This is a genomic window from Escherichia sp. MOD1-EC4550, from assembly GCF_963876935.1.
Taxonomy (GTDB): Bacteria; Pseudomonadota; Gammaproteobacteria; order Enterobacterales; family Enterobacteriaceae; genus Escherichia; species Escherichia coli_F.
The window spans coordinates 1-15,149 of sequence record NZ_CAWNSE010000016.1 but is presented as its reverse complement, the minus strand read 5'-3'; the positions used below and the strand labels follow the sequence as shown (position 1 = coordinate 15,149).

Below are 15,149 nucleotides of genomic sequence, written 5' to 3'. Positions count from 1 at the left end.
CTGCTTGCACCTGTTATTTTATCCCACCTATACTACCGTCCGTTTTAATCACGCATTAAATTAGCCGCAATTTTTCAGAAGATGCGGCCTGTTTTTTATATTCTTTATTAAGGAATTTACTATGAAATTAGCCAGCCGCTTTGGTCGCGTAAATCAAATCCGTCGCGATCGCCCATTAACGCATGACGAACTGATGCAGTATGTCCCCAGCGTATTCGGGGAAAATAAGCACGAATCACGCAGCGAACGCTATACCTACATTCCCACCATTACCCTGCTCGATAACCTCCAGCGTGAAGGATTTCATCCTTTCTTTGCCTGCCAGACCCGCGTTCGTGATGTGGGTAAACGTGAGCATACAAAACACATGCTGCGTCTGCGCCGGGAAGACCAGATCAATCACAACCAGGTGCCGGAAATTATTCTGCTCAACAGCCATGACGGTTCCAGTTCTTATCAGATGCTGCCAGGGCTGTTCCGTTCTGTTTGTTGTAACGGGCTGGTCTGCGGCGAGTCGTTTGGTGAAGTACGGGTACCGCATAAAGGCAATGTTGTGGAGAAAGTGATTGAAGGCGCTTATGAAGTCCTCAGTGTTTTTGACCAGGTTGAAGAGAAACGCGATGCCATGCAGTCGCTGATGCTGCCTCCCCCTGCGCAACAGGCGCTGGCAAAGGCGGCGCTGACTTACCGCTTTGGCGAAGAGCACCAGCCGGTGACGGAATCCCAGTTGCTGGCTCCCCGCCGCTGGCAGGATGAATCCGGCGATCTGTGGACGACCTACCAGCGTATTCAGGAGAACCTGATCAAAGGTGGTTTAAACGGGCGCACGGCAAAAGGTGGTCGCACGCACACCCGCGCCATTAAAGGCATCGACGGCGATGTCAGGCTCAACCGCGCCCTGTGGGTGATGGCTGAAAACATGTTGCAACTGGCCTCATAAATAACGCTATTAATGGTAAAGGAAACACGATGTCTGAACTGATGCTAACACCGGTATTTTCGGTGAGTGAACAACGCATTATCCGCCGTGCGATGCGTCTGCTGGAGAAATATCAACGCAATCCTGGCGAATCTTTTCTTTCCTCTGACGCCACAAAAACCTGGCTGCAGCTGCATCTGGCACGACAGGAGCGGGAAATGTTTGTTGTGCTTTACCTCGATAACCAGAACCGACTGCTGGAACACGAAACGCTATTTCTCGGCACGATTAACAGTACAGAAGTACATCCCCGTGAGATTGTGAAATCTGCGCTACGGCACAATGCCGCAGCAGTAATCCTTGCGCATAACCATCCCTCCGGCGTGGCGGAACCCAGTCGGGCCGACAGACTTATTACAACGAATATTGTTAAGACACTGGATTTGGTGAAAGTGAGGGTGCTGGATCATTTCATTATTGGGGCGGGGGATGTCCTCTCTTTTGCCGAACGGGGCTGGCTGTAATGCTGCAAAAGGACAAGGTCATGCAACAAGAATGGGGGCTTCCCTGTACCGTAACACCACGCTTCACTGCTCGACTGGTACAGGAAAGACATAACCTGCATTACCTGGCTGATCGGGCCGCAATCACCGGGAAATTCAGCTCCCCGGATCTGCTGCATATCGACCAGGCTTTTCCGGTGTTGATGAAACAACTGGAGCTGAAACTGGCTGACGGTGAACTCTCCCCCTGCCAACAACGTACCGTCACGCTATACGCCAAAGGACTAACCTGCGAAGCCGATACGCTGGGTTCCTGTGGTTACGTCTATATCGCTATTTATCCCACTCAACGCTGAGTTTTAACCTCCTTAATACGGAACATCGTTATGAAAATTATTCCTGCAACGACGCTGCGGGCGACGACGTCATATCTGTCGCCCGTCGTGGTCTGGCAAACATTACTGGCCCGCCTGCTGGAGCAGCACTACGGACTGAACCTTAATGACACACCATTCAACAATGAAAAGGTGATTCAGGAACACATAGACGCCGGGATCACTCTGGTTGATGCCATCAATTTTCTGGTGGAGAAGTACGAATTGATCCGTATCGACAGGAAAGGATTTAGCTGGCAGGAACAGACGCCTTATCTTCGTGCGGTCGATATTTTGCGGGCGCGGCAGGCTACAGGTCTGCTGCGTCGCTGCCATAACACCACGGCACGGTGAATCTGCGAGTCTCCTTCCCGATTTACATCGCCAAAATTACTTCCCTCATAACTCCCTGCATAATGCGCCTGCTGTTCATGGCTGGCGCATTTGCTTTTATACGGACAAAAGATTATGCAAACAGAAGCTGAAGTCTTAACCGATCATAACGAGCTAATTTGCTCGACCAGTGTTGAGCGTATCGTCACAGGACGTGATAGTGCACTGAACCAGATAGCGACGTTAATCCAAAAACTTCATGATATCTCCAGCCTGACATCCAGTATTGGCGGTGATGTGGCTGGAACCTGGGCAATGCGTAATGGATATGCCTTTGACTGCTGGCTAATGCAACCAACCGACAAAGCGATGCCGGTGATCACCCGCAATATCGATCGCAGCATCTGGCGCGATCTCATGCTGAAGTCCGGGATGTTGACTCTGATGGATGCCGAAGCCCGCAGTCAGTGGGCAAAGAACCTGGAGGAGGGCGATCTCCCGGCGATTAGCGAAGCCAACATCCTGAGTACCTTTGAACAACTCCACCACAATAAGCAGGACGTTTTCGAACGTGGGATTATCAATGTATTTAAGGGATTGAGCTGGGATTACAAAACCAATAATCCCTGTTATTTCGGTAAGAAGATTATCGTTAACAATCTGGTGAAGCATGACAGATGGGGCTACAGCCTGAACTGGGGCTGGCGGAGAGATCAGCTTGCCGATCTGGAACGGATGTTCTACCTGCTGGATGGGAAGACCATTCCCGATAACCGGCATGATGTCTCCATCCGGTTTATGGGTTTTGTGCGCGATAATCCGCATCAGCAGATTTTCGAAGATGATTTGTTCATTATTCGCTACTTTCAGAAGGGCAGTGGGCATATCACTTTCAAACGCCTGGATTTGGTGGAGAAGATGAATGATATCGTGGCGAAGCACTTTCCGTCAGCGTTATCAGCAAAATGAATGTCGTATGTTTGCTATCTAAAATGTCGTATTTTTGCTACTCTTTATGCAATGACTCAGGAGGCGAATATGACGATAAAAGCACGCATTCAGTCACGACTGAAACGTTCTAAACGTTACGTATTCACTCGTGACGACTTTAAAGATATTGCAGGCTACGATCAGGTTGGTCGGGTATTGCGCGATCTTGTCAGGGAAGGGCAACTGTTGAAGGTTGGTTATGGCGTGTATACCAAAGCACGGCGGAACGGTATTACAGGCAAGGTAATGCCAGCGGCTCCCGGAGGCTCTTCAGCGGTGATTGTCGAAACGCTGGAACGCCTGAAAGTACGCTATCGTTTTGCTGGCGCAACGCAGGCATACAATAGCGGTACTTCTACGCAGATCCCAGCTTCACCCGAGATAAAAACCCCCCGGCGTTTTAAACGCGTATTATCTGTAGGGAACAGCAGATTAAATGGATGATTTAACCACTCTTTTTTCTGAAGTGGCTGACGCGCTTGGTATTGAGTCTGTCGCAATTGTGGAAAAAGATCACTATATCGTTGAGCTTTTGCAATTGCTTAAACCTCTGGTGTTCGATACTCATCAGTTGGTGTTTGCCGGAGGAACCGCTCTGGCAAAATCAGGTGTCGCACTTAATCGCATGTCGGAAGATGTGGATATCAAACTGGTGCCTAAGGATGCATTTCAGGCACTTTCCCGCACTCAGCGAAAAAATACCCGTAAAGAAATTGTTCAGGCAGTTTCCAGTGCAATAGCTTCATCGGGTGTGTTCAATTTTGATGATGATTATCCAAAAGTGACGCGGGATGAATATCGTTATAATGACATACCTGTTCGTTATCCACAGCGAGTGGTGCAGGCACCTTGTTTGCGTCCTTTTATCCGACTGGAACTGATGGAAGCGAAGTTACTGGAGCCCTCTGAATTACGGGATATTCATTCACTGGTAACAGGGATCACGGGAAAAGCGGCTATTGTTTCAGCGTTTCCATGCGCAACTATCATTAGCACACAGGCTGAAAAGCTGGTGGCGATGTTACGTCGTACTGCGGCAGTTGTGCGAGATGTTGAGCGATTTGATGATGCATCGCTGGTACGTCATATCTACGATACAAACTGTATTGTTGAGACGAGTCATGTTGATATGAGTCTGCTCGTTGATTTTGTTCAACAAACTATTGAGCAAGACATTCAGCGTTACGGCAACCAGTACCCGCAGTTTTGCGCGTCTCCAGTTGATGAGCTAAAAATGGGACTGGATGAGTTGGCGAACAATCCTCTCTACCAGATGCGCTATCAGCAGTTTGTTTCTCCAATGGTGTATGGAGAGCGGAAGATCACATGGGATGAGGCTTACTCCAGGTTTAGGAGCTTAGCGTTATCCATCCTGAATGCTTGATATGCAGCATTTGTCTTTACTTGAAATTCCGATAAACATTGTGAAGCGTTAAAGTACCGACTGATTATTCAGGTTGTTGATTTCTCAGAGAATCGCGCTGAGTATACATGTGAGTATACAAAGTGATTTTTGGGTTAATAAATCACATTAATTTCAATGAATTATGTTTGAAAGAGCGGTGCGGCCTTCGCACCAAAAGTATGTAAATAGACCTCAATTGAGGTCTTTTTTTATGCCTGAAATCCGCGCCACACAAATCTTTTCCACTGTTTTTTTCAACTAACGTCAACCTGGTTCAATCCATATTAAATCCCTTAAGAATACCGAACCAAGTATGTACGCGTTTATCTATTAAGGATTTAGCTCTTTCAGAAAATCTAATCCATCCTCCAGGCACAATATTTATTGCGATCGCGCTCGCATCGTGGACAATGTTTAATCATAAGTAATATTTACATCAATGAAATCAATGATTTCTATTATGTCACGGAATGAGAAATGGACAGCAATACATTGGGATTCACTTCATACTGGCGCAACTCCTTAGCTGACGCCGAATCTGGCAAAGGAACGTTTTCACGTAAAGATACAGAATCATTCATTCGGTGGATAAATATCACCGCAGGGCAGTTGGATGACGAAACTATTCGGGCATTTTTTGACGGTGAAGGGGAGTCTGTAAAAAACGTTGAAGTCGTGTTACGGCCCCAGGTATGGAACCGCATTGTAAAGCATGGCAAAGAGCAAACGGCAGGTGCACCCGCAATTATTACGCCACTGGTTACCTCCGCTCTTCTTAATAGGGAAGGTTTTTTGTTTCCTGCCGCTTCAGCCACTATTCCCCGCGATCTGCTTGAACCTCTCCCTTCCGGTCATTTTTCTATTGGTGAGTTGGTGCAATATGACAAATACAAAACTACGCATAACACAGCCACCATTAATGAAGGTCAACCAGAACATTACGAAGAAACTGACGAAGAGAAAGCGGAACGCCATGCCAGGTATCGTCAGCATTGGCAAAATTATCTTCAACAGTCAGATAACCTTTTAAGAAACGTCGCTGGAAATTGGGTCGCTACATCTGAGCCATACGAACGGGCTGGATACGGTTATATTGTTAAAGCTAGCCAGCATGTAGGGGCCAGTGTTCATATCCTGCCTTTGTATGACCATCTGCTGATGAGCCAGGTTAAGGTTCCTCTATTAACGCGTTTTGCCTCAAATGAAATGGTTCCACTAGAGCCACTTCTCGCTAAGAATGCTATGTTCTGCGAACGTCTGGGGCATTCCGGCGATAAGTTTCCGCTGGCAGTGGCGCAGCGCGATGCCCTGAGCCATTATCTGACTCAACAGCAGGGGGATATGCTCGCTGTTAACGGTCCTCCGGGAACGGGTAAAACTACGCTGGTGCTTTCTATTATCGCCACCGAATGGACTAGAGCCGCACTTAATCAAGCTGAACCTCCTGTAATTATTGCCACATCAACTAACAATCAGGCCGTCACCAATATTATTGAAGCCTTTGGAAAAGATTTCTCTACTGGTTTTGGCGTAATGGCTGGTCGTTGGTTGCCGGAGGTAATAAGCTATGGCGCTTATTTTCCGTCTAAAAGCCGTCAGGTTGAGGCTGCGAAGAAATACCAGACTGAAGATTTTTTTAACCACGTTGAATCCCAGGAATATCTGGAAAAAGCCCGGGCATTTTACCTTGAAAAAGCGGAGGTGGCGTTTGGAGCTGGAGAGTGCAATTCACCAGAGCATGTAGTGACGCTTTTGCATGAACGTTTAACTTCACAGTTTATTCAACTTCAGCAAATCGAACCCGCATGGCGCAGGCTTAATGATATCCGCCATGAACAGCGAGCCATCAGTGAGAATCTCGACCAGTATCTTCAGGACGAAAACACACGTCTTCTCAATATTGGCAATGAAATTTCACTTTTAACCAGAGGTAAAAAGCAGTGGCAGCAATACCGTGCTGATGAGTCGCTAGTGTATGCGGTTTTGTCATGGCTTCCTGCTGTTCGTACTAAACGCCATTACCAGATTAACCTCTTCCTGGACTCTACGTTTGGCACAAGAATGACATCGTTCCAGGGAAATTATCCCGAAGATATTGATGAATTTATTGATAGTTTGATTGCTAAAACGCAAAAGGAGCAGGATGAGTGCCAACAGAACATCAACTATGCGAAGGATATAGCCCGACGCGAAATAGAAGCTGCAAAACAATGGCGTGAGTTGACTTATGCTTTGGGTTACAGAGGTGACGATGAATTGAATCTTTCAGGAGCGGATGAACTTGCCGATACTCAGATTCGTTTTCCAGCGTTCTTGGTAGCGACCCATTATTGGGAGGGGCGTTGGCTGATTGATATGGCAGCTATAGATAATTTGCAAAAAGAAAAAGGAATTACCGGGATAACTATCGCCGAGGCTCGTTGGCTAAGAAGAATGAAACTTACTCCTTGTGTGGTGATGACCTGCTACATGTTGCCTTACCATATGAACAGAAGAAAATCTTTTGGTGGCGATAGAACATCGGATAATAATTATTTATATAACTTTGCTGATTTACTGATTGTCGATGAAGCCGGGCAGGTACTCCCGGAGGTTGCTGCAGCTTCCTTTGCATTGGCGAAGAAAGCGCTGGTGATTGGCGATACGGAGCAAATAGCTCCAATCTGGAATTGTCTACCCGTCACTGATATGGGCAATATGCTTGAGGAGAATATTATTTCTGGTGGCACTCAGGAAGAGTTAATAAATACATATACTCACGTGTGTGGGTCTGGAAAAAGTGCAGCATCTGGCAGCGTAATGCAGGTAGCCCAGTTTAACTCTCACTACCAGTATGATCCCAAGTTCGAGCGCGGAATGTATCTGTATGAGCATCGTCGCTGTTTCAATAACATCATCGGCTACTGTAACTCACTTTGCTATCACGGTAAGTTGCAGCCTAAAAGAGGGATGGAAAAAGGGACGATTTTCCCCGCAATGGGATATTTACATATTGATGGTAGAGGCATGAAGCCAAATGGGGGGAGCCGTTATAACCCTCTTGAAGCTGAAACAATAGCAGCATGGCTGGTGGCACATAAGGATGATATAGAGCGCCATTACGGGGAACCACTGTACAAAGTTGTTGGTGTTGTGACGCCATTTTCGGCGCAGGTTAATGCTATCAAAACGTCATTGCGTAAGCTGGAAATTAATGGCAAAGACGAGGAGGGTTCACTGACAGTGGGGACTGTGCACTCCTTGCAGGGGGCAGAAAGGGCGATTGTTCTCTTTTCTCCAGTCTACTCAAAACATGAAGATGGCAGGTTTCTTGATAGCAACAGCAGTATCCTCAATGTTGCTGTCTCACGCGCTAAAGATAGTTTTCTGGTATTTGGCGATATGGACCTTATCGAGATGCAGCCCGCATTTTCGCCGCGAGGGTTATTGGCAAAATATCTCTTTTCTTCAGATAATAATGCGTTGCAATTTGAGTTTCATAAACGACAGGATTTAATTTCCGCACATACACAAATTTCAACGCTGCATGGCGTGGAGCAGCATGATGAATTTTTGAACAAGACTCTTGCCGGAGCTCAAAAGAAAATAACGATTATTTCCCCTTGGTTATCCTGGCAAAAAATGGAGCAAACGGGATTTCTGGCATCAATGGCTTTGGCCCGTTCCCGGGGCATTGATATTACTGTGGTGACGGATAAAAACTGCAATATAGCGCATGTCGATGATGATAAGCGTCAGGAGAAAAAACATCTGCTGAATGATGCTGTTGAAAAGCTCAATAAGATGGGTATCGCTACGAAATTGGTTAATCGTGTCCACAGCAAAATTGTGATTGAGGATGAAGAACTGCTGTGTGTCGGATCTTTTAACTGGTTCAGTGCTGCACGGGAAGATAAGTATCAACGATACGATACGTCTTTGGTGTACCGTGGCGAAAGCGTAAAAAATGAAATAAAGGCAATATATAGCAGTCTGGATCAACGTCAGCTTTAAATGTGATGAGCCGTTCATGATACAGGAGTAGTAAAGGGCATATTTTACCAATGTTAAGGCGACTTTGCGTTTTATTGCGAGTCGCCTTTCCTGATTATAAATCTTATTGTTTACCTAATCATTTTCCTTTGCATAATGCGCCTGGGATTAATGGCGGGTGCTTTTGGGAATGAAAGAAAATGCAAGCAATAATATAATGATGGCCTAATTTCTTTGAACATCATTAAGCATATTATCATCGTCTATTTGCCAGAATCCGTCGCCTTATAATCGCCAGAACGGCATATCAGGTCGGTACTGTGAACGCTGTGGTCCAAAACGTTCCAGTAAACTGTGCAGAGATTCGTAGATTTCCGAGCCATAATCGAAAAGGCGCGGATGTCTATTAAGGCATCCGGCTAATCTGTAAGCAATAACAACGGTTTATGCGGTGCGCGTTTTTCACCCTTGTGCCAGATTATTATATTGGCAATTGCCTGCTGTTCGAGCCTGCAAGTGAAGAGATATTACCTTGATCTCATTTGTTTTTTGTTGCCTGTTTTGGGAACGGACAAGGACATCCCCCATGAATAAACTCCCCGCTCACCTTTCGCGCCAAAACTGCAAAATTGCTTCTACAAATCTGTCAGAAATAATCCCCCGACGGGCTGCTGAGCTGAAATGACTGCTTCGCAGTGACGTCGTCCAGTTCTCCGCTGACCGGTACGCTGAACCGAAATATCCCGTGCTTAAATCGTCTGGATCTTCATCAGGCGCGTTCGTCAGTCCTCTTTCACCTTGTTGCTGGAAGTCGACGAAAATAATATTGGCTAAAACATTATTTTGATAATTGCCATAAATAGCTTCATACGCATGAGGGAAATTTTCTTTCCAGTACCAGGTGGTATCGCCGCAAAACCACGGCGCGTCAGTAATTTTATTAAGCTGAGAATGGTATTGTTTTAGATCCCTACGAAAGGCTTCAACCATATGATTAAAGTGTTGAGGGTGTGACGCGTAGTCACTGGTCATTAGGTCAAATTCGCCTTGCATCCAGCATACGCCGAGGAATTTGTTCTGCGGATTTTTTGCCAGTGCGGCTCGCGTTCGGCTGACTAAATCCTGATACAGCGGAGTATCCGTTCCCCAACGACAAGCATCATGGCTGGCTCCGTGCTGTTCTGAATATGTCCCTTCGCTGCCCGCAGTAAAAGCCGATCCGCCACGGCAACACGGAACGATGAGAACCCCTGCATTATCAGGAATAAAGGGCAGTAATTTCCGTGCAATATGCAGTGCCTGGCCAACGGTGCCGTACTGTGTTTGATGATTCGTTGCCAGAGGATGGTGATAACCCTGCATATCCTGAACATCGTGTGGGCAGTGAGTCAGTGGAATAATGTCGTTAAAGTGACATGACGGGCCTCCGGGATGCGTATGCGCAAATCTCGCTAATTGTTTAATTCTGGGATGAGGCGCATCTTCCCTGTCCGGTAATGGCAGTCCTTCGCCATACGCCATGGCATTAGACTGACCAGCAACGGTAAGAACATAGTAATAATCGGGCGATATTATTGCGTTCATATAATTTTCGCGTAATTGAAATGATAAATTGATAGCAGGGCCCCTTTACTGGGGCCCTGAAGCATTAGTTTTGTACTGTGACTTTATTATCCTTCACAGAGATCAAAACTGAATCCGTCACCGCTTTGCCGCCTGCAGTTTCACCGCCAATAATTAATAAACTATTATTCCAGGGCAATGATACTCCGTAGGCCCGACCTTGCGATAATTCGCCAGATTTATCCCATTTCCCGTTATGCCAAAGATGAATATCAGCGCTATATGATTTTTTCAGGCCTTCATGCGCATAGTTCTTACCGTTCTGGTAATTTTCTCGTGAACCTTTGAATCCGGCCCCTCCGGCAAATATAAGTGAGTCATTGCTCATGCCTGCAAAACCGCCAGCGACGCCATCTGGTGATGAGACGGGAGCAAGTTTATTCCATTTTAAATTATTACCGGTGAAATCAAGTTCAAATACGGCATCCGTTCGTAGTCCTGGTTTGGCTTCACCATTAATAAGCCAGGTTTTATCGCCTTTATTCACAACCGCTGCACCAGCCGTCCCGTACCAGGGAGATTCGCCAGCGTAACTCCATTGCTGTGTTGAGGGATCAAAAGACAACAGAAACTTATTGAAGAAATAATCTTCTGCTTTTTTGTCAAAATAGTGGGCGTTGATTTTATCTATAGCGGTTGAATCTTTTCCAGCTTCGTTGAGATCTTCAAAATAGCCATTGAAGATATTCTGGTTAACACCGCCAGTAACATAAGCCTTGCCGTTGTGTACAAAAGTCACATGGCCCGCCATGCCCATCGGCGCGTGCGACATCAATTTAACCCAGCTATTGGTTTTGGGGTTGTATTTGTGTACGTCATTAAATACCTGAGTCAAGCCTTCGCTGTTTTTGCCAATGCCGCCAAATACGTACAGATTGCCATCAATAAATGCAGAGGTTGCTTGATCTCTCGCCCCACCAGGGAATGCAGCTAACGCTATCCATTTTTTATCTTTGGCCTGTGTATCCAGCTTGTACCATGCCGTACCTGCGCTACCTAAACCAATGTAGACAGTGTCGTTATCAATTGCTCCGGTACCACTTTTAAATGGCACAGGAGTTTCCGGTAATACAGACGCGTTTGCGGCAAATGAAGCCATTATGATAGTAAGCGCCGTTATTGTTTTATTCATTGTGACTGTCTCCTGTCTACTACAGTTTAAATGACACACCAATGCGATAACTGTTTTCCGATAAATTATCTCTGCCGTTATAAACACCCTGACGGTCAAGGTAGTCATATTCTATGTATGGCGTAATATCGGGCGTCATATGGTATTGTAGAACAAATGCATTTTCTGTCGCCCATTTCTTGTGGTTTGCGTAGCGATAATCGTTTTGTTTGCTGTATAGCGTCGTTTGCCATGCGAAGGTGAAATCACTATTAATATGGTAAGTGACATATCCATCCCAACGATGAACGTTATCACGAGACATATCACCGGATAAGTCTTGTTGTCGGTAAGCTTTCCAGTCGTAACGATAGCGAATGCCAAAATTAAGATCTTTTGTCGCGTCCCAGGACAATTTTACGTAGGGTCCGTAGCGTGTGCCGTTACTGCTAAAATGCGTTAACATTCCCGGGCGCACCGTCCATTGATCATCAAGTTTAATCGCGTAATTAACTTCAACCTGAACATCATTGAGTGCGGCATTTTCCTTTTTATTATCATGAATGGTATTCCAGGTATTACTTTCCATACTTGCCCACCATCCATTTTGCCATCCCTCACTGACTTTGAGTCGAGTCTCATAGGCGTGGCTTCCACTACGATATCCACCACGTACGTCCAGTGTCGCAGCCTGGGAAATTAGTGGTGACGAAAAGCACAGTAATAATACGCCAGAAAGTATTTTAGCCTTTTTCATATATTTCACTCATTTGTAGGATACAGAAAGCAATACAAAGCCCGCATAAACAATTAGCATTTATGTTGTGTAATATTTTTTGCCAGGCTTATAGTGTCTTTGGCAACGAGTAGCTGTATTTTATATTTTTTGTATAAGGTCTCCTGTGAAAATTCTCTTTCCACATTATTTAAATAAACAGAGAACCAGATTAAATACCTGAGTATAAAATCTCTTCTGATGTTTAATTGATTTGAATGTTCGTAAGCTATATCACTTACTCAATCCATTTTATCCAGAGTCATAAAATAGAGTGTCTGTTGATCTCATTTTCATATTCCTTTCAGACTGAAGTGATGTTTGTCATAGATTGCGAGATGCTCAGTCTCATTGACTACTGCGGTACACCTTTATACCTGTTATACCAGATCAAAAATCACTCAATCCATATAACAAAACCAGATTTGCAATTCGCGTCACAAAATATGTCTATATTTTTCTATGAAGAAGATGCCATTTGAAGTCAGACGAACACTTACGATGGCCTTCACAAATCAAAGATATTTGATTAACTATTTGTTTTGTATGTTATTTATTTGCACTCTAAACAAGGGGAGCTTTGCTGGCTAACTCAGTGAGCGTGGTGAAAATAAGTGTTTACCCGCCATCAGGCTGATCATAATTCTCATCATGAAATATGTTTCCTGATTTGTGGCTTGTAACTGGTCACTTCTGAAGTCGATCAGGAGAGGCTTGTTGATGTTCAGTACGCATTGGTGTTTTCAGGATGATGCTTCACTTAGTTTGTTTGCCGTATCGCCCGGCGAATAGCTGTGATTGAAGAAGGTTTAAGACGTAGTGACCAAAGCTATATTTACCAATGAATGTAGATGAAAAAGCGTCGCCTGCGTTCCCCCATATCTCCAGGATAAAAAGGAATGTAGCAATCTCATGGCGTAAGCTGACGAACCAGGCAGGAATAATCGCTAGGGACCTAAGAATTAGCATGATAATAGACGCTAAGAAATTACTGCGTTCCATGAAATAGCCATTTTGTGGCAAATGCAGTTGACTAATAATGTCATATGTGAGACGGCTAGTTGAACGAATATTAAATTTTGCTGAATTTTTTATGTTGATTTTACTTGTTACAGAACATATCACATGATATATAGATAAGATTAGTTGCATTAATGATGCGGGTTATTATTAGATTCGTATCAGATTGATAAATATATAAAGGTACATAGCATGCAAGAGCATGGCGTTTGTATGGCAAAGTTATTATAAGTAACTATCGCTACTCCATTTAAGTTCACTCAGAAGAACTGGTCCACTTACGTTAGTTATTAAGCAAACGTTCGCTTTTATAAACATAATCAGGATTAAAATGTTGGATTATTGCTAACCCAGCACAGCTAGTGCGCGTCTGTAATTATAAGGGAAAACGATGAAGAATAAGGCTGATAACAAAAAAAGGAACTTCCTGACCCATAGTGAAATCGAGTCACTCCTTAAAGCAGCAAATACCGGGCCTCATGCAGCACGTAATTATTGTCTGACTTTGCTTTGTTTTATTCATGGTTTCCGGGCGAGTGAAATTTGTCGATTGAGGATTTCGGATATTGATCTTAAGGCAAAGTGTATCTATATCCATCGATTAAAAAAAGGCTTTTCAACAACGCACCCGCTATTGAACAAAGAAGTTCAGGCTTTAAAAAACTGGTTGAGTAAACGAACTTCTTATCCGCATGCTGAGAGCGAGTGGGTATTTTTATCACGTAAGGGGAACCCGCTTTCTCGGCAACAGTTTTACCATATTATCTCGACTTCTGGTGGTAATGCTGGGTTATCACTGGAGATTCATCCGCATATGTTACGCCATTCGTGTGGTTTTGCTTTGGCGAATATGGGAATAGATACACGACTTATCCAGGATTATCTTGGGCATCGCAATATTCGTCATACTGTCTGGTATACCGCCAGCAATGCAGGGCGTTTTTACGGCATCTGGGATAGAGCCAGAGGACGACAGCATCACGCAGTTTTATAGAGATAGATGAGATACCAGGGATGGTGTTAAAAAATACATTATTCTTACGATATATCAAAAATGATTAACCATTTATTAATTGATGTTATTGTAAGTGTGATTCTTAATTATCATAATAAACATTAAGTTAACCATATCCATACAAAATACAATGGTTTATGTTCTTCAAAATAAATAAACAAAATCATTCATAAATTTACACATCACTCAAGTTCTCCTGTTTTTGCACTTTTTTCTTTATTTTTTAAGCAACTGGAAGTTAATCCGCTGCAATCTATTGTTATATTGAATCAAATCAATGAAAATAGATGTTGTCACATCAGTGATATTTTATTTTTGTATGATATTTAATGTAATTGACTGATAGCCACATAACTTCCTGTGTGGTTATCTTTTTATCTATTGGGCTAATTTTAACCGATCGAGGTTTCCTATAGGTATTCATTCAAATATATCTCAGTCAGGAGTACTACTATTGTGAGTAAACGTCGTTATCTTACCGGTAAAGAAGTTCAGGACATGATGCAGGCGGTTTGTTACGGGGCAACGGGAGCCAGAGATTATTGCCTAATTTTGTTGGCATATCGGCATGGGATGCGTATTAGTGAACTGCTTGATCTGCATTATCAGGATCTTGACCTTAACGAAGGTCGAATAAATATCCGCCGACTGAAGAACGGATTTTCTACCGTTCACCCGTTACGTTTTGATGAGCGTGAAGCTGTGGAGCGCTGGACCCAGGAACGTACTAACTGGAAAGGCGCTGACCAGACCGACGCCATATTTATTTCTCGCCGCGGGAGTCGACTTTCTCGCCAGCAGGCCTATCGCATTATTCGCGATGCCGGTATTGAAGCTGGAACCGTGACGCAGACTCATCCTCATATGTTAAGGCATGCTTGCGGTTATGAACTGGCGGAGCGTGGTGCAGATACCCGTTTAATTCAGGATTATCTCGGGCATCGAAATATTCGCCATACTGTGCGTTATACCGCCAGTAATGCTGCACGTTTTGCCGGATTATGGGAAAGAAATAATCTCATAAACGAAAAATTAAAAAGAGAAGATGCCTGATGTAACTTATTGATAATAATATGAAAAGATAAGGAAATATAAGACAATTGGGGCCA

The 15,149-nt window shown here is 44.3% G+C and carries 13 protein-coding genes and 2 pseudogenes; 11 read left to right on the top strand and 4 right to left on the bottom strand.

The features are described 5' to 3' along the window. Positions 1-121: 121 nt before the first annotated feature. The 8 genes from AACU19_RS13255 to yjhR all read left to right on the top strand — a co-directional run bounded on the left by AACU19_RS13255 (position 122) and on the right by yjhR (position 8,517). On the top strand, positions 122-940 hold the full coding sequence (locus AACU19_RS13255) for a DUF932 domain-containing protein (protein ID WP_105279016.1): 819 nt from the start codon (positions 122-124) through the stop codon (positions 938-940). Positions 941-969: 29 nt separating this feature from the next. Beyond that, a complete protein-coding gene (gene radC / locus AACU19_RS13250; RefSeq protein ID WP_105279015.1) occupies positions 970-1,443 on the top strand; it encodes a RadC family protein in 474 nt (157 codons plus the stop codon). Continuing rightward, positions 1,443-1,778 carry a type IV toxin-antitoxin system YeeU family antitoxin gene (locus tag AACU19_RS13245; protein WP_000939437.1) on the top strand — a complete coding sequence of 112 codons (336 nt, stop codon included), beginning with the start codon at positions 1,443-1,445 and terminating at the stop codon, positions 1,776-1,778. Before radC ends, AACU19_RS13245 begins: the two co-directional genes overlap by 1 nt. A 30-nt stretch (positions 1,779-1,808) precedes the next feature. Beyond that, on the top strand, positions 1,809-2,150 hold the full coding sequence (locus AACU19_RS13240; protein WP_086629380.1) for a TA system toxin CbtA family protein: 342 nt from the start codon (positions 1,809-1,811) through the stop codon (positions 2,148-2,150). A gap of 114 nt (positions 2,151-2,264) precedes the next feature. Next, a complete protein-coding gene (locus AACU19_RS13235; protein ID WP_105279014.1) occupies positions 2,265-3,098 on the top strand; it encodes a DUF4942 domain-containing protein in 834 nt (277 codons plus the stop codon). Between the two features lie 69 nt (positions 3,099-3,167). Next, the gene (locus tag AACU19_RS13230; protein WP_000152739.1) at positions 3,168-3,563 is read left to right on the top strand and encodes a DUF6088 family protein; all 396 of its coding nucleotides are present in this window, start codon (positions 3,168-3,170) and stop codon (positions 3,561-3,563) included. Further along, positions 3,556-4,503: a nucleotidyl transferase AbiEii/AbiGii toxin family protein gene (locus tag AACU19_RS13225; RefSeq protein WP_059327950.1), complete on the top strand. Its 948-nt coding sequence runs from the start codon at positions 3,556-3,558 to the stop codon at positions 4,501-4,503. Before AACU19_RS13230 ends, AACU19_RS13225 begins: the two co-directional genes overlap by 8 nt. A 498-nt stretch (positions 4,504-5,001) precedes the next feature. After that, positions 5,002-8,517, top strand: a complete 3,516-nt coding sequence (gene yjhR, locus AACU19_RS13220) for a helicase YjhR (RefSeq protein WP_105279013.1) — start codon at positions 5,002-5,004, stop codon at positions 8,515-8,517. Between the two features lie 267 nt (positions 8,518-8,784). On the opposite strand, the pseudogene AACU19_RS13215 reads toward yjhR, so the two are convergent. Then, positions 8,785-8,990: pseudogene (locus tag AACU19_RS13215) on the bottom strand (phosphorothioated DNA-binding restriction endonuclease); the annotation flags it as partial. A gap of 92 nt (positions 8,991-9,082) precedes the next feature. Between AACU19_RS13215 and AACU19_RS23750 the strand changes: the two are divergent. Further along, positions 9,083-9,181: a hypothetical protein gene (locus AACU19_RS23750; RefSeq protein ID WP_420106935.1), complete on the top strand. Its 99-nt coding sequence runs from the start codon at positions 9,083-9,085 to the stop codon at positions 9,179-9,181. A 332-nt stretch (positions 9,182-9,513) separates the two neighbouring features. On the opposite strand, the pseudogene AACU19_RS23745 reads toward AACU19_RS23750, so the two are convergent. The 3 genes and pseudogenes from AACU19_RS23745 to nanC all read right to left on the bottom strand — a co-directional run. Continuing rightward, a pseudogene (locus AACU19_RS23745) lies at positions 9,514-9,858 on the bottom strand (sialate O-acetylesterase); the annotation flags it as partial. Positions 9,859-10,144: 286 nt separating this feature from the next. Beyond that, positions 10,145-11,251, bottom strand: a complete 1,107-nt coding sequence (gene nanM, locus AACU19_RS13205; protein ID WP_105279011.1) for an N-acetylneuraminate epimerase — start codon at positions 11,249-11,251, stop codon at positions 10,145-10,147. 19 nt (positions 11,252-11,270) lie between these two features. Next, a complete protein-coding gene (nanC, locus tag AACU19_RS13200) occupies positions 11,271-11,987 on the bottom strand; it encodes an N-acetylneuraminic acid outer membrane channel NanC (RefSeq protein WP_001295734.1) in 717 nt (238 codons plus the stop codon). A 1,429-nt stretch (positions 11,988-13,416) separates the two neighbouring features. Between nanC and fimB the strand changes: the two genes are divergently transcribed. Then, positions 13,417-14,019, top strand: coding sequence for a type 1 fimbria switch DNA invertase FimB (fimB, locus tag AACU19_RS13195; RefSeq protein ID WP_105279010.1), 603 nt, complete (start codon positions 13,417-13,419; stop codon positions 14,017-14,019). Positions 14,020-14,496: 477 nt separating this feature from the next. Then, positions 14,497-15,093, top strand: a complete 597-nt coding sequence (gene fimE / locus AACU19_RS13190) for a type 1 fimbria switch DNA invertase FimE (RefSeq protein WP_000044721.1) — start codon at positions 14,497-14,499, stop codon at positions 15,091-15,093. Positions 15,094-15,149 lie beyond the last annotated feature (56 nt).